General features: G+C 56.5%; 20 protein-coding genes. 13 read left to right on the top strand and 7 right to left on the bottom strand.

Annotated elements, in window-relative coordinates; translation table 11 throughout:
* Positions 1 to 182: 182 nt before the first annotated feature.
* Positions 183 to 656 (bottom strand): MarR family winged helix-turn-helix transcriptional regulator, encoded by a 474-nt coding sequence (locus C814_RS18680; RefSeq protein WP_016316985.1) that lies wholly within the window; start codon positions 654 to 656, stop codon positions 183 to 185.
* A gap of 296 nt (positions 657 to 952) precedes the next feature.
* Between C814_RS18680 and C814_RS18675 the strand changes: the two genes are divergently transcribed.
* From C814_RS18675 to C814_RS18660, 4 genes are all read left to right on the top strand, one after another.
* A complete protein-coding gene (locus tag C814_RS18675) occupies positions 953 to 2,140 on the top strand; it encodes a MalY/PatB family protein (protein ID WP_016316984.1) in 1,188 nt (395 codons plus the stop codon).
* A gap of 44 nt (positions 2,141 to 2,184) precedes the next feature.
* Positions 2,185 to 3,882 (top strand): FAD-dependent oxidoreductase, encoded by a 1,698-nt coding sequence (locus C814_RS18670; RefSeq protein ID WP_016316983.1) that lies wholly within the window; start codon positions 2,185 to 2,187, stop codon positions 3,880 to 3,882.
* Positions 3,883 to 4,111: 229 nt separating this feature from the next.
* Complete coding sequence (locus C814_RS18665) at positions 4,112 to 5,518, top strand: cation:dicarboxylate symporter family transporter (RefSeq protein WP_016316982.1); 1,407 nt, start codon at positions 4,112 to 4,114, stop codon at positions 5,516 to 5,518.
* Positions 5,519 to 5,937: 419 nt separating this feature from the next.
* Positions 5,938 to 6,831, top strand: a complete 894-nt coding sequence (locus C814_RS18660; RefSeq protein WP_016316981.1) for an LCP family protein — start codon at positions 5,938 to 5,940, stop codon at positions 6,829 to 6,831.
* Positions 6,832 to 6,942: 111 nt separating this feature from the next.
* On the opposite strand, the gene C814_RS18655 is transcribed toward C814_RS18660, so the two are convergent.
* Complete coding sequence (locus C814_RS18655; protein ID WP_016316980.1) at positions 6,943 to 7,803, bottom strand: MerR family transcriptional regulator; 861 nt, start codon at positions 7,801 to 7,803, stop codon at positions 6,943 to 6,945.
* 89 nt (positions 7,804 to 7,892) lie between these two features.
* On the opposite strand from C814_RS18655, the gene C814_RS18650 reads away from it, so the two are divergent.
* The gene (locus C814_RS18650; protein ID WP_016316979.1) at positions 7,893 to 9,242 is read left to right on the top strand and encodes an MATE family efflux transporter; all 1,350 of its coding nucleotides are present in this window, start codon (positions 7,893 to 7,895) and stop codon (positions 9,240 to 9,242) included.
* A 61-nt stretch (positions 9,243 to 9,303) separates the two neighbouring features.
* Here the strand turns inward: C814_RS18650 and C814_RS18645 are convergent, their stop codons facing one another.
* Together C814_RS18645 and C814_RS18640 are read right to left on the bottom strand one after the other, a co-directional pair.
* The gene (locus C814_RS18645; RefSeq protein ID WP_016316978.1) at positions 9,304 to 10,317 is read right to left on the bottom strand and encodes a C45 family autoproteolytic acyltransferase/hydrolase; all 1,014 of its coding nucleotides are present in this window, start codon (positions 10,315 to 10,317) and stop codon (positions 9,304 to 9,306) included.
* Between the two features lie 79 nt (positions 10,318 to 10,396).
* The gene (locus tag C814_RS18640) at positions 10,397 to 11,059 is read right to left on the bottom strand and encodes a hypothetical protein (protein ID WP_016316977.1); all 663 of its coding nucleotides are present in this window, start codon (positions 11,057 to 11,059) and stop codon (positions 10,397 to 10,399) included.
* A gap of 169 nt (positions 11,060 to 11,228) precedes the next feature.
* Between C814_RS18640 and C814_RS18635 the strand changes: the two genes are divergently transcribed.
* A complete protein-coding gene (locus C814_RS18635; RefSeq protein ID WP_016316976.1) occupies positions 11,229 to 11,531 on the top strand; it encodes a hypothetical protein in 303 nt (100 codons plus the stop codon).
* Positions 11,532 to 11,659: 128 nt separating this feature from the next.
* On the opposite strand, the gene C814_RS18630 is transcribed toward C814_RS18635, so the two are convergent.
* Complete coding sequence (locus tag C814_RS18630; protein ID WP_016316975.1) at positions 11,660 to 12,223, bottom strand: DUF3793 family protein; 564 nt, start codon at positions 12,221 to 12,223, stop codon at positions 11,660 to 11,662.
* Between the two features lie 339 nt (positions 12,224 to 12,562).
* Here C814_RS18630 and C814_RS18625 point away from each other — a divergent pair, with 339 nt between their 5' ends.
* From C814_RS18625 to C814_RS18605, 7 genes are all read left to right on the top strand, one after another.
* Positions 12,563 to 12,793 (top strand): FeoA family protein, encoded by a 231-nt coding sequence (locus C814_RS18625; protein ID WP_016316974.1) that lies wholly within the window; start codon positions 12,563 to 12,565, stop codon positions 12,791 to 12,793.
* 4 nt (positions 12,794 to 12,797) lie between these two features.
* A complete protein-coding gene (locus C814_RS18620; RefSeq protein WP_016316973.1) occupies positions 12,798 to 13,031 on the top strand; it encodes a FeoA family protein in 234 nt (77 codons plus the stop codon).
* Between the two features lie 103 nt (positions 13,032 to 13,134).
* Positions 13,135 to 15,306 (top strand): ferrous iron transport protein B, encoded by a 2,172-nt coding sequence (gene feoB / locus C814_RS18615; protein ID WP_016316972.1) that lies wholly within the window; start codon positions 13,135 to 13,137, stop codon positions 15,304 to 15,306.
* Between the two features lie 34 nt (positions 15,307 to 15,340).
* Positions 15,341 to 15,502 (top strand): FeoB-associated Cys-rich membrane protein, encoded by a 162-nt coding sequence (locus C814_RS23155; protein ID WP_022788539.1) that lies wholly within the window; start codon positions 15,341 to 15,343, stop codon positions 15,500 to 15,502.
* A gap of 137 nt (positions 15,503 to 15,639) precedes the next feature.
* Positions 15,640 to 15,801 carry a hypothetical protein gene (locus C814_RS23895; protein ID WP_016316971.1) on the top strand — a complete coding sequence of 54 codons (162 nt, stop codon included), beginning with the start codon at positions 15,640 to 15,642 and terminating at the stop codon, positions 15,799 to 15,801.
* Positions 15,765 to 17,264: a recombinase family protein gene (locus C814_RS18610; protein WP_016316970.1), complete on the top strand. Its 1,500-nt coding sequence runs from the start codon at positions 15,765 to 15,767 to the stop codon at positions 17,262 to 17,264. Before C814_RS23895 ends, C814_RS18610 begins: the two co-directional genes overlap by 37 nt.
* Positions 17,265 to 17,478: 214 nt before the next feature.
* Positions 17,479 to 18,201 carry a hypothetical protein gene (locus tag C814_RS18605; RefSeq protein ID WP_016316969.1) on the top strand — a complete coding sequence of 241 codons (723 nt, stop codon included), beginning with the start codon at positions 17,479 to 17,481 and terminating at the stop codon, positions 18,199 to 18,201.
* A gap of 47 nt (positions 18,202 to 18,248) precedes the next feature.
* On the opposite strand, the gene C814_RS18600 is transcribed toward C814_RS18605, so the two are convergent.
* Entirely contained in the window at positions 18,249 to 19,589 is a 1,341-nt protein-coding gene (locus C814_RS18600) for a Na+/H+ antiporter NhaC family protein (protein WP_016316968.1), read from the bottom strand.
* A 97-nt stretch (positions 19,590 to 19,686) separates the two neighbouring features.
* Positions 19,687 to 21,633 carry an NAD(+) synthase gene (locus C814_RS18595; protein ID WP_016316967.1) on the bottom strand — a complete coding sequence of 649 codons (1,947 nt, stop codon included), beginning with the start codon at positions 21,631 to 21,633 and terminating at the stop codon, positions 19,687 to 19,689.
* Between the last annotated feature and the right edge of the window lies 1 nt (position 21,634).

The following is a 21,634-nucleotide window of genomic DNA, read 5'->3' as shown; positions in this document are numbered from 1 at the left end:
CCGCACATAACAGTTCGCCTCGGGCAGTTCATGCTTTCCGGGCTCAAGGCAGTTTAAACGCCCCTGAAAAGCGTTGTGTAAGCCTTAACCCACATAAAAAAGCGCACCCCTCCAAACGTTGGGTACGCTTTTTCCCACTGGCTACATTCCCATGCCCTGTGCCGGCACAGGATACCGCGCCATCACTCAGCTTTCAGAAGTTTGATGTATTGCTCGATGATCCGGTAAAAAGCCTCCAGATCCGCCTCGCTGCACTGTTCCACCAGAAGTGCGGTTGTCTGGGTGATGTCTGCAACATCGTAGGCCTTATGGATGCTGGAAAGCCGCTTTCCCTTTTCGGTCACATACAGGCAGGCGGTTTTCTTGTCATACTCTGTATAGCGCTTTTCCACATATCCAGCTTCCATCAGCTTTTTCACCGTCTGGGAGATGGCGCTTTTGCTTTTGTGCCAGATTTTGGATAGCTGGGTCACCGTGATACCCGGGCTGTCGTCAATATAGGTAAGGGTGTGTATCTCCATCATATTGCAGTTTTCAGCCTCGTAGGTATGCTGGGCATAGATGTAATTGTGATACAGAATGACAAATTCATACAGCATATTCGCTTTGCGGGTCTCTTTTTGGTAAACTTGGTCTATATCTGAAAACTGGCCCATATAGGCATTTCCTCCCTGAGCTTTTGTATGGTTCCATCATATCATATCTGATTTTCCATTGCAAGATGAGCGGGGAAGCCCGTTTCATATTTGGGAATAGTTAAATCGCAAAACAATTTCACCAAAAAGAAATATTTATTCTTGTGAAAATCACCTAATTATTAAGAAAATGAGAATACATTATTACGGAAATTACAAATTTCATTGACAAGAAACGTAACGCGTGCTACAATATTGTTTACGAGATAAACTATACCAGAGGTTCTGGTAAATACAAATGAAAGGGGTTACTCAAAATGGATTTCGAGAAGTTCTGTAAGGAAAACTGCGTGGAACGGAGAGGAACCGGTACCCTGAAATGGGATTCGCTTCAGGATATCTTCGGGGATGCTGACCTGCTTGCATTGTGGGTTGCAGATATGGAGATTCAGTCCCCTCCGTCGGTGCGCGAGGCCCTTGCAAAACGCGTAGAGCATGGCGTTTTTGGCTACGGCAGGGTAGAGGACCATTATTATGAGGCGTTTTTTGCATGGCAGAAAAAGCGCCATGGGATTGAGCTGGCCAAAAATAACGTTCGGTTCGCCACCGGCGTGGTAGGCTCCCTGTACACAGCGGTAAGGGCCTACACCCAGGAAAAAGCTTCGGTCGTTATCTGCCCGCCCGTATACTATCCGTTCTATGACGCGATCCTGAATACTGGCAGAAACCTCGTCACATGTGAACTGGACAACCAGGACGGTCACTATGTCCTGGATCTGGAAAAATTCGAAAAAGCGGTCACCGAGAACCAGGTGGAAATGTTCATCCTCTGCTCGCCCCATAACCCGGTATGCCGCGTATGGACCGAGGAAGAGCTGGACGGCGTGCTGGATATCTGCAAGCGGCACAATGTGCTGGTATTGGCCGATGAGATCCATCAGGATTTCGCTTATGATACCAACCCGTTCGTCTCCACCGCGCTGGTGAAGGGCGGCAAGTATAAGGACATCCTGATCATCCTCAATGCTGCATCCAAGACCTTTAACCTGGCTGGCCTGATCCATTCTCATGTCATCATTTACGATGAGAAGCTGATGGAGAAGTACGACGCTTACATAAAGAGCATAGGCTCGGCAGAGGCAAATCTCATGGGTCTCACCGCAGTGGAAGCCGCATACCGTGGCGGCGAGGAGTGGTTTGACAATGTGAAAGCCCTGATCCGCCATAACTACGACTATATGAAACAGGAGTTTGCGAAAGAGCTCCCGAAGATCGTGGTGACCCCTCTTGAGGGAACCTACCTCTCGTGGATCGACCTGCGCGGCTACATCCCCGGCAAAGAGGTCGAGGAGTTCATCCAGAAAAAATGCCGCCTTGCCTGCGATGTAGGAGAGTGGTTCAGCTTCACCGGTCACGGATTTATCCGGATCAATCTGGCTACGGATACCAAGAATATCCGCACAGCAGTGGAGCGCATTATCACCAACATCAAAGAGCGGCAGTAAACAGGCCCCTGCGATTCAGCTGTAGTTGTAAAGGAAGTGAATATATGGGAAAACGAGTGCTTGTGGTAGGAGGCGTTGCCGGCGGAGCTTCCGCAGCGGCCCGGATCAGACGTTTGGACGCGGATGCCTCTATCAGCATTTTCGAGCGAGGGGAGCATGTATCTTTTTCCAACTGCTCTCTTCCATATTATCTGAGCCGGACCGTTGAAAACAGCGATTCCCTCGTGATGATGACCCCGGAGAGCTTTAAAGCCTCCTATGATATTGATGTACGGGTCAACCATGAGGTGTGCGGCATTGACCGAGCCCGCAAAACGATTCAGGTAAAGGACAGTGCCACTGGTCAGGAATACGAGGAGGCTTATGATGAACTGGTGCTCTCACCCGGCTCCAGCCCTATCCGCCCCAAAGCGATTGAGGGGGTCTCCCTTCCGCATGTATTCACGGTGCGCAATGTAAACGATATTGTAAAGCTGGACCAGTATGTCAACCGGGAGAACATCCAGGATGTAGTAGTGGTTGGCGGAGGCTTCATCGGGCTTGAGGTCGCGGAAAACCTGAAGGAGGCCGGAAAACGGGTCTCTGTGGTGGAAGCTGCCAACCAGGTCATGGCGCCCTTTGACTATGACATGAGCCAGATCCTCCAGAAAGAGCTTTGCGACCAGGGCGTGGAACTGTTTGTCGGGGACGGCGTAAAGTCGATTACAGAGGATAAGGTGCTCCTCAGCTCCGGCAGAGAGCTGTCCGCGCAGGCGGTGGTACTCGCCATCGGTGTTGTACCCGAGACCGCCCTTGCAAAAGCGGCGGGACTGGAACTGGGGGAAACAGGCGCCATCAAGGTCACGCCGGATTTCCGCACCAGCGATCCGCATATCTACGCAGTAGGGGATGCCATCGAGGTGTACCAGCGCCTGACCCACAAGTCAGCGAAACTGCCGCTTGCGGGGCCTGCCCTGCGTCAGGCGAGGACAGCGGCCGACGCCATCTATGGGATGCGCGGGGCTAACAAAGGTGTGATCGGCTCCTGTGCGGTCAGGGTGTTCAATCTCAACGCAGCCGCTACAGGGCTGAATGAGAAAACCGCAAAGGCCAACCAGATTCCCTGCGACTCGGTCTATACTATGGCCATGGATAAGGTAGGGCTCATGCCCGGCAGCTCCCCTGTTCATTTCAAGCTCGTGTTCGAACTGCCTACCGGAAGGATTCTCGGTGCACAGGCGGTCGGAAAAGGGAATGTGGATAAGCGGATCGACGTTATCGCAACGCTGATTGCCATGAACGGTACACTGGAAGACCTGAAAGAGCTGGAGCTCTGCTATTCGCCTGTATTCGGTACAGCGAGGGATGTGGTCAACCTGGCTGCACTGGTAGGGCTGAACGTCCTCCATGGCGTTTTCCGGCAGGTCCATGTGAGCGAGGTCCGCGATCTGGTGGAAAACCATGCCTGCATCATTGATGTGCGGACACCCGGGGAATTTGAGGCGGGCCATCTGATTGGCGCGGTCAATATCCCTCTGGGCGAGCTGCGGCAGCGGGTTTCGGAAATCCCCAAAGACCGCCCTGTGTATCTGCACTGCCGGACCAGCCAGAGAAGCTATAATGCGATCATGGCGCTGAAAGGCCGCGGATTTGAGAACCTTTTCAATATCTCGGGATCGTTTTTGGGCATCAGCTATTATGAATATTTCACCGATAAGATGACCGGGCGCGACAAGATATTGACAGCGTACAATTTCCTGTAATCCCGTCAAAACCACGAAAAACAAGCACTTGTTTTCCGCGGTGGGCGCTTTTGCCCGCCAGCACGCAAAGTGTGCTGGATGCCCCTGTCAATCGAAAGCAAGGCTGCTTAAAGCATCCTCCTGCGGCGGGACCGCCGCAGGCCCGAAAAGGATCCGGAAGATTCTTTTCAGGTGCTTGGATTAGAAGCCACATATCGAAATCGAAAAGAAAGAAGAAGGAGTTTGAGGTATGGAAGGCGTATTTTTTCAAAGTTTCCTAAAGATCAGCGATATAAAGACGATTGTCTTTCTGGCGATTCTGGTTGCCCTGTTCTTCCTGATCCACATTTTGTACCATAAGAAGCACATGGATTTCGCGGTTGTCGTCATGATCGGCACCGGTCTCGGACTTGTACTGGGCCTGGCGATTCAGTTCGTGGCCGGTTTCCCGGATGCCCCGATGGAGGTTGCATTCGTCTCCGAGACCACCACATGGTATGCAATGGTGGGCAACGGTTATATCAATCTCATTAAGATGATCGTTGTACCGCTGGTCATGGTCTCCATCATGCAGGTTATCATCAACATGGAGCAGGGCAAGACCATGGGCCTGCTGGTGAAAAAGACCATCATCGTCACCATGGGGATGGTCGCGATCTCTGCGGTTACCGGAATCGTGATCGGTCTGCTTTTCGGTGTTGGCAAAGGCGGCACCGTGGTTGCGGAAGGCGCTGCGACTGCAAAAGAGATCACCCCGGTGGCAACCACCATCAGAAACCTGGTCCCTGGCAACATTGTAGAGGCAATGGTAAACAGCAACATCATCGGTCTGGTTATCTTCTCTGCGTTCTTCGGCCTGGCAGTTTGGTGGATCAACTACGAGAGCGAAGAGGCTGCAAAGCCGCTGTATGACGCAATCAACGCATCCCATAAAGCCATGATCAATATGGCTCTGCTGATCCTCGATTATATGCCTTGGGCGGTAATGGCTCTGCTGGCGAACACCATCGCACAGAGAGGCCTGTCCTCCATCCTTGAGGTGGGTAAGTTCATCGTCGCGCTTTATCTGGCGGCAGTCATCCAGTTCATCATCCAGCTTGTCCTCCTGATGGTCCACGGCCTGAACCCGGTGACCTATATGAAGAAATCCTATGCGACGATGCTGATGGCGTTTACTTCGCGCTCGAGCGTTGGCTGTCTCCCCATGACCATCGAGACGCTGACCAAAAAGCTGGGCGTCAACCAGGGTACTGCGAGCTTCGTAGCCGGTTTCGGCACCACTGCTGGTATGCAGGGCTGCGCGGGTATCTTCCCCTCCCTGTTGATCATCTATGTTTGCAACGTGACCGGAACTCCGATTGACATCACCATGATCGTAATGACCATCTTCGTTGTTACCATTGGTTCGCTTGGTATCGCGGGTATCCCCGGAACCGCAACCATGGCAGCATCCGTTGGTCTGTCCGGTGTCGGCATGGGCGCGCAGTTCGCGATGGTAAGCCCCATCCTGGCGATCGACCCCATCATCGACATGCCCAGAACCATGCTCAACGTAACCGGTTCCCTCACCAATGCCCTTGTTGTAGATAAACACATGGGAACGCTGGACGAGTCTGCTTACAATGACATGAGCTTGGCTCTGCAGGGAAAGAAATAACAACAGAAAGTGATGCTTTCACACGCTGAGGCGCCTTAGGGCGCCTCAGTTTTTTGTTTTTGGGGAAAGGAAGCCGCGTGCCCGCTGGGGAGAGGGCGGTTTTTCATGCGGGGAGGGCGGAGATGGCGCCGGTTTCTAACGCTTTCGGGAGCATACGCGTATTTTTTCAGTTTCCTGTATAAACCATCCGTTGTCCGGTCAAAGATAGAACCAGCAATATAGGAGTAGAAGCCACTTGAAGGGAATTAGGGTGGGCTTGCGGTGGCCTCGCCGCAGGCGGCGCTTGAGAAAAGCATGTCTTGCTTCAGATGGAAGGATCATCCAGCGTGCTTTGTGTGCTGGTGGCTTTTGTCCACGGCTTCAGGGCAGGTGGTTGCTTTGAAGTGTTTTGACTGTATGATATGGCCGGAGGGGATCAGATGGAATACAATCCAAGAGAGCGCTGGCGCAGTTTTCTGCTGGCATTCGCGCTGACGCTGCTGCTGCTCGCGCTGATTATGGTGGGGACGGTGATGGCGGTCCAACCGTCGATGCCAAACACGCTCCAGAAGGATTCCGCGGATGGCCAGCAGCTCTCCTACCGCCCCAATGATTCGGATTCGCTCACTGCCGTGGTGATCGGGATGCGGGGCAGTGAACCGGTTGATTTTGTGCTGGTACGGTTTAATCCGCAGTATGGGCAGGTACCGCTTACCATGCTCCCGCCGCAGACACTGGTTCCTCTGGACGGAAAAAACCTGACCCTTGTGCAGGCATTTGAAACCGGAGGCAGCAGAGCGGTCAAGGCCGCGCTCTCTGAGCGGCTGGGAGTGATGGTCGACCGGTATGCGCGGGTCGACGGGGATGCGTTCCAGCGGATTGTTGAAAAGACCGGATCGGTCGAATTTGAGCTGCCCGAGGATATCTCCTACCGGCGGGACGGTTACTCAATCAACCTTGCGGCAGGCAGCCGGCGTCTGGATGCCCGGGATATGTTCGATCTGTTTGCTTACCCTGCCTTCCGGCGGGATCAGGAGGCCCGATGCGGCCTGCTCGGCAGGATGCTTGCCGCATGGATCAACCAGAATCTTGATGCGGCAGGGGAAGAGCGGTCGTCCAGCCTGTTCAAGCTGACGGTCAACCTTGTGGATACCGACATTTCCTATGCCGATTACGAGCCGCGCCGCCGCGCTGCCAACTTCCTTTCCCAGCTGGACGCGCAGGTTGCGGGGAGCCTGCCGGTTTCCGGGACCTGGCTGGGGGACGGAGCATCATTCGAGCTTTCGGAATCCTACGTCAATCTGGTGCGCCAGTATTTTCAGGCGATTGGTTAACATTAACATTTCCTCAAAATTGGAAGCCGGTCCTCACGGGCTGGCTTCGTCGTTTTGATGGGGACGTTTCCTGCGGGGCCTCCGCCCCGGATGCCTCACAGGGAGCAGCCGTTACAACGTTTGTCTGCGCTCCAGGGGCATATTTGCAGCCTGCGGCTGGCCGACCGGTATCTCGATCTGCACAATATAGTCCTCGATCCGGTCGGTCACGGTTTCGTTGATCCCCATTTCGTAGGAATAACCGGTTAACGACAGCCCCCGCTTCTCCGCATATGCCAGAATTTCCAGATATCGGGCGGGCAGATGTGACCAGTCCCCCTTGAAAAACGCTCTCAAATACGGTCCGGCGGGCTGGATGTGCAGGCCGGCTTTTTGGATGGGGAACGGAATCTCGATAAACAGTTTGGAGTAATCCTCGAAATTGCCGTTGTGCAGGCTGGCGACCGGGATCATCGTCCCGTAGGAAGCGTCGTGCAGGCGGCGGAGCTGATATTTTCTGGTTTCAGCCGTAATCAGTTCCACCTCTTTTTCGAAGGTGATCTCCGGATTGATGTCGACGGTGGCCAGGCAGCGTTCCTCTTTTTCGACAACGCAGATTTCCGACAGGTCGATGTGCAGCAGTGTCCGCATATTTTCCCGGTGGTTGGACAGGGTTTTCCGGACCGCTTTCAGATGGGTGATGCGGCGGTCCAGCTCCGCGAGCCGTTCTCCCAAAAGGCGCTCCAGATTGGCAGCAGAACGCTCCTTCATGAACGACTGGATCTCGCTGATGGGAAGGTCCAGTTCGCGCAGCAGCAGGATGGTTTCCAACAGGGAGCTTTGATGGTAGTTATAATAGCGGTACCCATTTTCCGGGTTGACCGCCGCAGGCCGGAACAGGCCGATCTCATCATACCACATCAGGGTTTTTTTGTTGATCCCATGCAGGGCCGCAAACTGGCCGATGGTAAGCAATCTGCTTTTTTCATTCATTTTTCAATTTCCCCCTTGACCGTACAGTTACTGTATCGTTTATGATAAGACATATCACGGGGGAAATCAAGCTGAAAGGGGAAACATCCATGAAAAATCAAAACGGATACCATCGGCCTGTCACACTGGGAAACATCCTGCGGTTTGCGGTTCCAACCATCTCGATGACGGTATTTATGTCCTTTTATACGATGGTTGACGGGCTGTTCGTATCCAACCTGATCGGTACGGACGCGCTGTCGGCCATCAACCTCACCGCACCGGTGATACAGTTTGTGACCGCTATTTCGACCATGCTCGCCACAGGGGGCAGCGCGGTAATTATGAAGAAGATGGGCGAACGGCAGGCACAGGAGGCGAGGGAGGACTTTACCTTCCTGATCCTGGTGAACGTTGTGGTGGGGGCGGCCATGTACCTGCTCGGCTCCCTGTCGGTAGGGCCTCTTTTTGCCGGCGTCAACCTGTCTGCGGCGATCAAGGGCTACTGTGTGGAATACCTGAACCGATATCTGCTGTTTATCGTCCCCATCCTGTTGATGAATCAATTCACCCTCTACATGATTGCAAGCGAAAAGGCGACGCTTTCCCTGGTCTGCTCGGTGACCGGCGGCGTGCTGAACATGGTATTGGACTATCTTTTCCTTGCGGTTTTCGAGATGGGGATCGGTGGTGCAGCGATCGCAACCGGGCTGGGCTATTCGGTGACTGCGGTAGTCGGGCTGTTTGTGTTTGCACAGAAAAAGAGCCTCCTGCATTTTCAGAAACCGGTTTTCCGGTGGAGGGTTCTGGCGGGTGCCGCTTCGAATGGATGCTCTGAAATGGCGACTGCGCTTGTAACCGGGATCGTCACCCTGATGTTCAACTGGACCATGCTGAACTATGTGGGGGAAGACGGGGTCGCGGCTGTCACCATTATCATGTATGTCCTGATGTTCGCAAGTTCGCTGTATACGGGTTACTCCTACGGGGTCGCCCCGCTCATCAGCTTTTATTACGGGGAGAAAAATGATGAAAAGCTGAAAAAACTGCTCAGGATCAGTTTCGAGGTGATTGCGGTCATTTCGGCTGTGACGGTGGTTTCCTCTCTGGCGCTCACCAAACCGCTGGTTTCGGTTTTCGCCCGGCCAGACAACCCGGTTTACGGTCTCGCGGTCACCGGGAACCGGCTCTGTACACTGGCTCTGTTTTTCATTGGATTCAACATCTTTGCCAGCGGGGCGTTCACAGCGCTGTCCAATGGGGTGGTTTCGGCGGTCCTTGCGTTTTCCAGATCGTTTGTGTTCATGCTGATTGCTATGCTCCTGCTCCCGGTGGTTTTCGGTGTAACCGGAATCTGGCTGGCGACCCCGGTGGCGGAATTGATGGCATTTATCCTGTCTGCGTTCATGTTCTTCAGGTACAAAAACCGGTATTTAGAACTGGCTTCTGAAGCTGCCTGAAGAGGCCAGAAAAGGCATACGCGGCGAAAGCTGCGTATGCCTTGTTTATCAAACGGACGGCTCACCACATGGGATGCAGACGCTGGTCCTCCCGGTAGGGGGTGCGGGAGGGGTTCCCCTCCGCCAACCAGCACCTGCGGCCGGTCAGGTCATAAACCGCAGACCAGACGGTATCCGCGCCATTTTCCCGGTCGTACTGGCAGAGGAATCCCTGTCCGCCCGACAGCAGATCGAACGCAAATGCCAGAGGATTCTCCGGACGCCTGGAAAATGCCTGTTCGAGCGTCTGGTAACGGTCGAGGCTGAACAGGTCCTCCTGGCTGTTCGGTGCGGGCGGCCGGCCATGACGCATCCGAGGGGAGACGAATCCGTTGGCTGCAAAGACAGCGCCCTCTGCCGGGCCTGGGCGGCGCACCTCCAGCCGGTCGCAGTCACATTCCACAACTGCGATTCTCCCGCTGGCATCGGCAAGGGTGATCGTCTGCGCAGAGGCGATCGGCAGCCTTTCAAGTGCGGCGATTGCCTGGTCGGTGGAGCCGCAGGTTTCAAGCAGGCATCTCACCAACATCCCGGCATTCAGGCCCGGCCTGCGTCTGTCCGAATAGACATAGGTCAGCCCCGCCGCCAGGCCGCAGGCGTTCAGACCATCCTCCAGCTCGCTCCAGGCGGTCGTGTTCCCGATAAAAGGATAAGCCCCGTCCAGCGCATAATAAGCGCTGTCGCAGACCGGCTCGATCCAGGTGAAAAAGTCGCTGTTGCGCCCCAAAATGGTGCTCCCATTCTGGGAAAAGGCGAAGCAGGAACAATGGGCATCCGGGGTAAATGCGTACATCGAGAGGAGGAACGCCGCCATCCGATCGAACGGGACCTTCTGTCCGGCGGCAATCCCCCGTATTTCCGAAAGCACCTGCGGAAAATGCCGTTCATAGAGGGGCAGGCAGGCGCGGGAAAAATCCAGCCGCTCCGCCTGATTGGGCGGCAGTTTTGTGAGCAGGCAGACCCCCGCCTGCCGGGCCTGCGCCCCATACTGAAATCCTGCTTCATAATGACTGCCCTGCCAGTTGGAATGTATCATCTTCACACGCTCCCAAATAGAATTTTGGGAATCGACGTCAATCCCTTGCACTGGAAGATAGCAGAATAAAAAATTGCTGTCAAGAGGGAGATTTCTGTTTCCGGCACACATTCTGCGGAAATCGCTCGGACGCCGGGTCTTCCTGAAACTGCACAATCACCTGTTCCAGCCGGGATTCCGCGCAATACAGCCCCCGGACACAGTAAAAATCCTCCGCCCCCTCATTTTTCACCGGGTAGAGCAGTTCCTTGCTGCTCCCGCCCCGGCCAAACAGAACATCTATAACGAGACGGTAGAGAACCCAGTCTTTGGTTGCACCGTCCCGCAGGTTGGCGACCGGCTCCCCCAGCTCCAGCAGGGAGCAGTCGGTCCGGTAATCGTCCCCGGTCGCTTTCCGGAGTTCCAGTTCGAGGTCGTAGTACCGCACCCCGTCGTATTCGATATAGGTCACATGGCTCTGCCCGGCTCCGAAATTGTAACGATAGGCGGATTGATGTGTTTCGATGTAACCATCCTGATTGACAGTACGGATCATTCCGAGCACAAAGGCCGGTATAAGGCAGACCACAGCCCCCAGCGCGATCACACCCCCAGCCAGGACTGCAACCGGTTTTTTTATACGCTGGTTGGCTGCGGACGCCCGCAGCCTGCCAGCCAGCAGCACGAACGTCCCCGCCCCGATCAAAGCAATTCCTGCCAGGAACAGCAGGAGCAAAAAAAGAAGCCCTGCAACGGGTGCCATTCCGATCCCCCCCATTTATCCTAAGATGGCACTGATATCGTATCCATCTTAACTATATCACAAACACGGCCCTTCCTCAACACAAAAACCTCTTTCAAGCGGATGTTTCACCAAAAGCGACCGGAAGGAATACGATAAGGTAACAAGCAAAAACGGGAGGATTCTTGATATGGAGAACAACAGAAAACCCTTGCATTTTTTTCTGGGAGCAAATACGCCGCAGGGATTTGTTTCCCGGTTTGACCAGCTCGCCAACCCGGCTGAGGGATGGCGGGAATTTGTGCTGAAAGGCGGCCCGGGCACCGGGAAATCCTCGCTGATGCGCAAGGTCGCCGAGCATACTGCCGGCCGGTGCGGGCAGATCGAGCTGATCCATTGCTCCTCAGACGTGGATTCCCTCGACGGCGTTATCCTGCCCGAAATCAAAACTTCGATTGCAGATGGTACGTCACCCCACGTAAGCGCCATGTAAACCCACACTTCCTGCTCCGCGCAGGGCAGAAGCGGTGCGGTTTGCTGCGTTCTTGCAGAATAAACAGTTTCTTCCGCATCTTCTGGGAGGGGGAACCATCGAGTAAGGCATTCGAGGTGGGAACGGCTCTAAGACGGGCAGAACATCTGGATGATGGAGTCCCCGTTGGATACCCTTCGGCAAAGGGCGCTGCGGCAGCGCCGGTACCGGTCAAACAGTGCAAGCGCGCGGTCGACGTCCGAGTAGACCTTCCAACAGCCGGTGTATTTACAGTTTTTCCCGCCGTATTTGAGGAAGCCGTAGACATCCTCGGCCGGATACCCCAGAAACAGCCCGATCTCATGTGGGAATCCGTCCCGCTCCCGCAGGCGTGCGGCGAGGGTATCAAGCAGCAGTTCCGCAGGCATCCCCACAGGGTATCCCGCCGCCTGAAGCATTGCTTGTGCCCGGGGGGCGGAGAGCGCCCGCTCCAGACACGCTTCCCGGTAGACAAGCAGGAGCCTGCTGCCCCCACATGCGCAGAGGATGCGGAACCGGAGCCCGCGCGGGTTGAGGACGCGGTTATAGCGCTCGATCTGTGCCGGAAGGTTCGGGTATCTGGTTTGATCGCAGGAAACCAGGCTTGCAGATTTGATTCCTGCCAGCGCTGGGGCACAATGGTAAGCCAGAAGATAGTCAAGCGGTGTTTGCAAAACAGGTCGCCTCCCCAATGGTTAGTTATAGCTAACTAAAAATATATTAGCATAGGCTAACTGAACTGTCAACCATTTTTTGCGATTTTTTATGGGAATCATCAGTAAAAGGTTGCAAATTTGTCCAAATTTCATAAAAATTATCCGGTTATCACGCATGTTACTGTCGAATACAAAAAAGTTTTCCCCACAGGCAGCATTTTTATCAAACCCACTTGACAAACTTAGTTAGCAGCGGTAAACTATAGCCAGCTGATTTGGTTAGCGACGCCTAACCTTTGAATTTCAAACTTGGAAGGCGGTTTGGCCGCCTTTCAATCCGAAGGGGTGGTAGCGATTATGCCGTTAACAATGGCACAGTCTGGAACGAGCAATACCGTATGCGGGATTCACGGAAAGGACGAAACCCGCCGTTTTCTGGAAAGCCTTGGCTTTGTGGAGGGCGGATTGGTTACGGTCATTTCCGAGCTGGGCGGGAACCTGATTGTCAATGTCAAGGATACCCGCGTCGCCTTGAGCAAAAGCATGGCAAACCGGATTATGGTCCAATCATTTTTTCAGGAGGGATAGACAGATGAAAACACTCAGACAGGCCCAATGCGGTGAGACGGTCACTGTGACCAGGCTGAATGGGGAAGGGGCACTCAAGCGCCGGATTATGGATATGGGCATCACCAAAGGCACACCGGTTTATATCCGCAAGGTTGCACCGCTGGGGGACCCGGTTGAGGTTACCGTCCGGGGGTATGAGCTTTCGCTGCGCCGCAAGGATGCGGAAACGATTATAGTGGAATCCGCGGCGCTCTAGGGGCAGGCCCCGGATGCGGGATCTATCCTGAAATACGCAGATTTCCCGACTTCAAAGGCCGGAAATGGCCAGCGGGCAGCCCCCGCAGAGGAGGTACTTACAAATGTCAATCAAAATCGCGCTTGCAGGCAATCCCAACTGCGGCAAAACAACCATGTTCAACGATCTGACAGGCTCCAGCCAGTTTGTGGGAAACTGGCCGGGAGTCACCGTCGAAAAAAAGGAAGGGCGGCTCAAAGGGCACAGGGATGTGATCATCACCGACCTGCCGGGCATCTACTCGCTCTCTCCCTATACCCTGGAGGAGGTTGTGACCCGGAACTATCTTATCCAGGAAAAGCCGGATGTGATCCTGAATCTGGTGGATGGATCGAACATTGAGCGCAACCTTTACCTGACCACCCAGCTCACCGAAATGGGGATTCCGGTGGTGATCGCGCTGAACATGATGGATATTGTGCGCAAAAACGGCGACCGGATCGACACCCAAAAGCTCTCGGAGATGCTGGGCTGCGAGGTGGTCGAGACCTCGGCGATCAAGGGGGAAGGCTCCCTGCAGGCGGCAGAACGTGCGGTACAGATTGCGCAGGCAAACGGCGGAACCAGTCCACAGCACACCTTTGGGAAGCAGGTCGAACAGGCCCTCTCTGAGATCACCGGGATCATAGCGGGGGCAGTCCCCGCGGAGGCTGCCCGGTGGTATGCGGTCAAGCTGTTTGAACGGGACAGCAAGGTTCTGGAAGGCTTCCGGTTCAATACCGATGTACAGGACCGCCTGGAAGCAGCTATCAGCGGATGTGAGCAGGCATTGGATGATGACGGGGAAAGCATCATCACCAACGAGCGGTATACCTACATCGGCGGGCTGGTCAACGCCTGTGTCAAAAAGAACCGCACCGGCATGACCACCTCGGACAGGATCGACCGGATTGTGACCAACCGGGTTCTCGCACTTCCGATCTTCGCAGCGGTGATGTTTCTGGTCTACTACCTCTCGATCACGACCATTGGCGGCATCCTCACCGATTTCACCAACGACACCATCTTTGGGGAGTGGGTGTCCCCGTCTGTGGAAGCCGCTCTGGTCAGCGCGGGGGCGAATGAGGTCCTGACCGGCCTGGTGGTGGATGGGATCATCGGCGGAGTTGGTGCGGTGCTGGGATTCGTCCCGCAGATGCTGGTCCTGTTCCTGATGCTCTGCGCACTGGAGGACTGCGGCTATATGGCGCGTATCGCATTTATCATGGACCGAATCTTCCGCCGGTTCGGCCTCTCGGGTAAATCGTTCATCCCGATGCTGATCGGCGCGGGCTGCGGCGTGCCGGGCATCATGGCGTCGCGCACGATCGAGCAGGACCGCGACCGGAAAATGACCATCATGACCACTACCTTTGTCCCCTGCGGTGCAAAGATGCCGATTGTCGCACTGATCGCGGGCGCGCTGTTTGGCGGTGCATGGTGGGTCGCCCCTTCCGCTTATTTCATCGGCGTTGCCGCGATTGTGCTTTCGGGCATCATCCTGAAAAAGACCCGGATGTTCGCCGGGGACCCTGCCCCGTTTGTCATGGAGCTTCCGCAGTACCATATGCCAACCGCTGTCAATATCCTGCGCGGCACCTGGGAGCGCGGCTGGTCGTTCATAAAAAAGGCGGGAACCGTGATCCTTCTTGCGAGCATTTTCGTCTGGTTCACCTCCAGTTTCGGATTTGCCGATGGGTTCGGGCTGGTTGAGGAGATCGACAGTTCCATCCTCGCGTCGATCGGGTCGGTGTTTTCGGTATTCTTTGCGCCGCTCGGCTTTGGCAGCTGGCAGGCATCGGTTGCAACAGTCCTTGGCCTGGTTGCCAAGGAGGAGGTTGTTGGAGCGCTCGGCACCATCTATGCGGTTTCGGGAGAAGCGATCGAGCTGGTTGAAGAGGGGGCTTTCGGTGAGCTGGGCGCGATTGCACAGCATTTTACCGCCCTTTCCGCCTATTCGTTCCTGGTGTTTAACCTGCTCTGCGCCCCCTGTTTTGCCGCGATCGGCGCGATCAAACGGGAGATGAACAATGCCCGCTGGACCTGGTTCGCGATCGGGTATCAGACCGTCTTTGCCTATACGATGGCGTTTATGCTCTACCAGTTCGGGCTGGTCTTTACCGGAAACGGCTTTGGCATCGGCTCGGGCGCTGCGCTGGCAATCCTCGCAGGCTACCTCTGGCTGCTTTTCCGCAGAGGGGCCGCAGAAGGATCCCATGCGCGGGGCCACAACCGTCTGGCGGTTGAAAATCAGTAGAAGGCTGAAAAAGAGTCCAAGGAGGTTGAGAAAGGTGATCGACTGGATCATCGGTGGGGTGATCGCACTGGCTGCCGTTCTTGCCGGACGCCACGTCTGGAAGAAATTTAAGAGCGGAGGCTGCGCGGGCGGTTGTGCGGGATGCAGCGGCTGCTGCCATCCGGCATCCCACGATCAAAAGAGCCAAAACACTTAAAAACAGGCGGCGGCAGGCAAAAGACCGCCCGCCTGATGCGCTGAATGGCAACGCATACCCCCTGCCCGTATTTTTTCGGACGGGGGGTTCATATTGTACAGGCATCCCTCCATACCCTGTTGCGGAGGGATTTTTCGATGAAAAAAACTGTGTTTCAGGTGCAGGAGGTGTTTGCAAACACCCGGGAATCCGAACGAAAACAGGCATTGAACAGGCTGCTCAACCAGTTACGCACCCCTGTTCCGCCAAAGGAGGATGTGAGATGCTCCAGCCGCGCGCCGCGCTCTACTGCCGTTTAAGCAAAGAGGACGCTGAAAAGCAGCAGGAATCCGAAAGCATCCAGAACCAGAAAGCCCTGCTTCTTGATTATGCCGCGCAGCAGGGATGGCAGGTCTGCGCGGTTTTTTCGGACGAGGATTATTCGGGCGCCGACCGCCGCCGCCCGGGTTTCAACGCAATGCTCCATGCGGCGGAGGCGGGGCGGTTTGAAATCCTGCTCTGCAAAACCCAGTCCAGATTTGCGCGCGATCTCGAGCTGGTCGAGCGGTATATACATGGGCTGTTCCCGCTCTGGGGGATACGGTTTGTCGCGGTGGTGGACAACGAGGACACCGCCCGCAAGGGCAACAAAAAAGCCCGTCAGATCAGCGGGCTGGTGAACGAGTGGTATCTTGAGGACCTGTCGGAAAATGTCCGGGCGGTGCTCGACCTCAAACGGCGCAGCGGGCAGTATATCGGCAGTTTCGCCCCCTACGGCTACCGCAAGGACCCAAGCGACCACAACCGCCTGCTGGTTGACCCGGTGGCCGCCCGAACGGTGCAGGAAATCTTCCGGCTGTTCCTGTCGGGGGACGGAAAGCAGCGGATCGCCCAGAAGCTGAATGCCGCTGGGGTCCTCTGCCCCTCCCGTTACCGTCTGGCGCAGGAGCATCCCGGGCAGGACAGCTCCGAAACGATGTGGAGTGCAACTGCGGTTGGCAGGATTCTGAAAAGCGCGGTTTATGCGGGTGATCTGGTGCAGGGGACCCGACGCAAGCCAAGCTATAAGTCCGACCGGCTGGTTCCGGTCCCAGCCGGACAATGGATTGTTTGTCCGGGCACACACCAGCCGATCGTCTCGAAGGAAACGTTCCAGGCGGTGCAGGATCTGCTGGAGGCCCGCACCCGTTCGACGGGAAGAGGGGAACCGCATCCACTGGCGGGCAGGGTGCGCTGTCTCGACTGCGGAGGGCCGCTGGTCAAGTCGTCCGCCGGCTCCGGCAGCTCCAGACGGGACTACCTCCACTGCAAACGCCACATACAGGAGAAAACCGCCTGTTCCCGGCATTCGGTCCGTCTTGACCTGCTGGAACAGGAGATCGCGGGACGGATTCACGCCCGGCTCACCCAGTATCTTTCAGCAGCGGAGATAGCGGACCTCTGCCAAAGCGCGCCAGGACCGCTTCCTGCGTCCGGGCTGCCCCGGCTGTACGCCGCCCTCACTCGTTGTGAACGTGCGCTGCATACCCTTTATTTTGACCGCGCAGACGGTATTATAGACCGCGAGCAGTTCGGCCTGCTGAACCGTTCCTGTCTTGCCGAGCGGGAGCAGCTGATCCGAAAGATCGCTGCACTTGCGCCGTCCGAATGCTGCCTATCCCGGCCCACACCAGACGCATTTCCGCTCCGGCCATTCGTTTGGACATTGATCGAGTGGGTTGGGGTTGGGGAACGGGACCCTGTAACCGGAGAGCAGCGGGTTGAAATCCATTGGAATTTTTAGAACGGTGCGATTTTGGATGCCGCCCGTCCGCAGCAGGTGCTCTGGCCAGCTCACCATGAGACAGGCTTTCAGTGTGAGAGCAGGCAGAGGATTTTAGCGGGAACGCACGCTTACCCATGTAATCGAGCCTAAATATCCTGGAGCATTCGAGCAGATTGTCGATCTTTCCTCCTGCTGGGACGAACACAGGCTCTATGAGAACCGGCTGGAGCTCATGACCCTTTCGGCAAGAATCAGCCGCTGCCATGAGCACTGCTGCCGGTTCCTTGGAGCCGCCGGGAGCCTGCTCGGAGATACATACCGGATCGCGCTTGATGCGACCTCTGCGGCCAAGGTGGTCAAAGCGGCCGGACGGATCGCGCAGAACGAATTCCGGCACGCCCCCGGCGGACGGGGAAAGGAGTCAGTGCGGTTCCTCTCCGCGGTGACCAACAAGGGGATCACCCTTTTCAGCGAAACGGCGGACGCGCTCTGCGACCGGATTTACCTTGTGGAGGACGCCTACGGCGCATCCTCACGGCTGTTGCTTAACGCCCTGCGCGCACAGGCGCTCGAATCCGGATTCGACCTTTACACCTGCTACTGTCCGCTTGCCCCATTTGAGAAGCTTGAGCATCTGTTCCTTCCGGAACTGCGGCTGGGCTTTATGACCAAAAGTGAGCATCTCGACCCGCAGATCGAGCCGTATAAGATCATCCGCGCCCGCCGGTTTACCGATGCAGGCGCACTCAAAAAATCCCGGAAGCGGATCGCATTCAACAAAAAAGCGGCTGCACAGATGCTTGATTCGGCAGCGCGCTTGCTCGCGGAGGCGAAATCCCTCCACGACCGGCTCGAGGCTTACTACATCGACGCGATGGACTTCCAAAAGGTGGATGCGGTTTGCAGTGCAACCCTGCAAAAGTACGAACACATCCTCACCAGCTACGGACTATGACCCAAAACAGCCCCATCCATTTGGACGGGGCTGTTTCACAGCGGAAATCAATGCGGCCTGACAGCACGAAGGGCCTGTTTCCTCCGGTAGCTTTGCGCAAACAGGCCCCATAGCGGGATCAGATAGAGATAACAGGAAGTCAGCAGGCTGCCGATGGGCGCGGAGGCCGAAGCGAGCGGGACTGTCCCAGCGATCGACCATGGGATAAGCGGCGCAATGACTACGACAGTATCCTCCAGCGCGATTGCGAAGGTGGGACCATCATCCTCCGGGAAACCGCAGGTCTGGTGCACCAGCATAATTGCCGCTGTCTGGCTGCAAATGATGACGTTTGCGGCGATCGAAGCCCAGAATACCACCGTATAGAGCGAATACCTCCGACGCAGAACACCAATTTTTCCCTTCAAACCGTCCAGCAGCCCCGTTTCCCGAAAAATCCCCGCATAGGAGGAAGAGATGGTCACGATCGCCGCAACATTGACCATCGAGAGGATGCCCCCGCCGTCCATCAGCGCCGCAACCTGCGGGTCGGACGAATGGTAGCCTGCCACCAGAAGCCGGAGAACCGAAAGGGCGTCCATCTTTTGATAGAACAGACAGATAAACAATGCCGCGCCGATGCTTGAGAGCATGGTCAGCCTGATGTTGAGATGGAGCACGGAAAGGACGAGGATCAGCAGCGCTGGCAGAAGGGTCAGCAGGCCGAGGCGGAACGCCGGAGAGAGCGTCTGCTGGACCTGTGCCGAGCTGCCGCTTCCGGAAGGCGCGGAGGAAACCCCAACCGCGGCATAAATCGCACAGCTCATCAGAAACGGGAGTGCCGCGGTGCGCGTCATCCCGCGGATGTTCTGAAAGATGTTCGTTCCGGTCAGCTCCGAGATCAGCAGGGCGCTGGTCGAAATCGGGGAGCAGCGGTCACCGAAGTAGGCCCCGGAAAGGACCGCTCCGCCTGCCCAGACCGGGTCCACCCCCATGGTACGCGCCATAGTCATACAGATGACGCCCATTGTCGCGGCTGTCCCAAAGGCCGTCCCTGTCAGGAACGAAACCAGACAGTTGAGCAGGAACGACATCAGCAGGAAGACCGAAGGACGTATGTAGTCTGCCGCGTGACAGACGATCGTCGGGATGGTGCCTGCGGCCCGCCACAGGGCGGTTAGCATCCCGATCAGCACAAAGGTCATCAGCACGTTTTTTGCGGTGCGGATCCCTGCGGCCGACATCTTGAGGATCGCCGGAACCGAATATTGACGCAGCCGCGCATAGACCGAAAAGATCAGATACCCCACAATCAGCGCGTACAAAATCGGGAGTTTTGCCGCCACGCATCCGATCAGGGTCAATGTGAACAGGGATAGAAAAACAGACTCGAGCATCTCTATCGCCATTTCCTTTCCTTACACAAAGTGTTGTCTGCGTTTTTTCGCCTTGCAGGACGAAAAAATCCCCCGCCTATCCAGCATCCCCGCTTATGAGCGCGGGTTCTTATGTGTCCAGATGCTCCAGCTCTTCCAGCCAGAGCGCGGGAACCGCATCGCTGGGCATCCGCCAGTCGCCGCGCGGCGAGAGGGAGACCGACCCCACCTTTGGCCCGTCGGGCAGGCAGGAACGTTTGAACTGCTGGGCAAAGAACCTGCGGTAAAAGTTTTTGAGCCAGTGGAGGATGGTTTCCCGACTATACGTTCCGGAAAAAGCGTGCTCGGACAGACGGAACACCTTAGCGGGGGAAAAGCCCCAGCGGATCGCGTAATAGAGGAAAAAGTCGTGCAGCTCGTACGGGCCAACAAGGTCCTCGGTCTTTTGCTGGATTTCCCCCTCTTTGGGCGGCAGAAGCTCAGGAGAAACCGGGGTGGCGAGGATGTCGAGCAGAACGCCGCGCAGGGTTTCATCGCCGCACCGCTCCGCCTCGTATGCCACCAGATGCCGCACCAGCGTCTTGGGCACCGCCCCGTTGACTCCGTACATTGACATATGGTCCCCGTTATAGGTCGCCCAGCCGAGCGCAAGTTCCGAAAGGTCCCCTGTGCCGATCACCATACCGTTGGTGCGGTTGGCCATGTCCATCAGGATCTGGGTGCGCTCCCGCGCCTGTGCGTTCTCAAAGGTCACATCCTGTCTGGCGGGATCGTGCCCGATGTCTGCGAAATGCAGGTCGACAGACGCTTTGATGTCAATCTGATGGAGCGTGACCCCCAGCCGCTCACAGAGCTGTTCCGCATTGCCCTTGGTGCGGGCGGTGGTGCCGAAACAGGGCATTGTGACCGCGACCACATCGGTATGTGGGCGGCCCAGCAGGTCGAGCGCGCGTACCGCGACCAACAGGGCGAGAGCGGAGTCCAGCCCCCCTGAAATGCCGACCACAGCGGTCTGTGCATGGGAGTGTGCCAGCCGTTTTTTCAGCCCGTGGGACTGTATCTGCAAAATCTCCTCGCAGCAGCGTTCGCGTGCCGCCGGGTCGGACGGTATGAACGGTTTGTCCGGGATGCTGCGGGTCAGCCGGGTTTCTGTGGCCGGGAGCGAAAAGGAGGTGTGCAGGATGCCTTCGTCCTGATGCGCCGGGAAGGTGGTCATCCGGCGGCGCTCCCACGCGAGCTTCTGGACATCTATTTCGCTGACCGTCAGGCCGGTGCTGAACCGCCGGCTCTCGGCCAGGATCACACCGTTTTCCGCGATCAGGTTATGCCCGGAAAAGACCACATCGGTGGTCGATTCCCCCTCGCCCGCATCGGCGTAGAGATAGCCGCAGACCAGACGAGCCGCATGTCCGGCAACCAGACTGCGGCGGTAATCCGCCTTTCCGACCGTCTCGTCGCTTGCCGAAAGGTTGACGATCACCGTTGCACCCGCTTTCGCGAGCCGCACCGACGGAGGTTCGGCCGACCAGAGGTCCTCACAGATCTCCACACCAAACCGGAACGCGGGCATGGTTTCGCAGGTAAACACCTGCTGCGCCGAAAAGGGGACACAGTCCTCCTCCTGCGGCAGGCCATCGGATATGGTGATATAGTCATGCAGCCTGCCCCAGCTGGAAGCGGATGCAAACCAGCGCTGTTCGTAAAACTCGCCGTAGTTGGGCAGGTGGGTTTTGGGGACGACCCCGAGGATCAGTCCATTGTGGACCACTGCCGCACAGTTATAGAGTTTGCCCCCTGCGGAAAGCGGCAGGCCCGCGACTGTCACCGTTGCGGGATACGCCCTGCTCGCCTCCCGGAGTGCGAGCAGGGCCTTTTTCGCGCCTTCCAGCAGGGCTGGCTGGAAAAAGAGGTCGCCGCAGGTGTACCCGGTCAGCCCCAGCTCGGGAAGCGCCAGCAGGTGCACCCCCTGTTCCGCCGCCTGCCTGAGCAGCGCAATCGAAGCCTGCGCGTTATAGGCACAGTCAGCGACCCGGATTTCCGGGGTCCCTGCCGCCACTTTTATGAATCCGTCTTTCATT

Source organism: Anaerotruncus sp. G3(2012), from assembly GCF_000403395.2.
Lineage (GTDB): Bacteria > Bacillota > Clostridia > Oscillospirales > Ruminococcaceae > Anaerotruncus.
The sequence above is the reverse complement of the archived record's forward strand: the minus strand, read 5'-3'. Positions and strand labels throughout refer to the sequence as shown.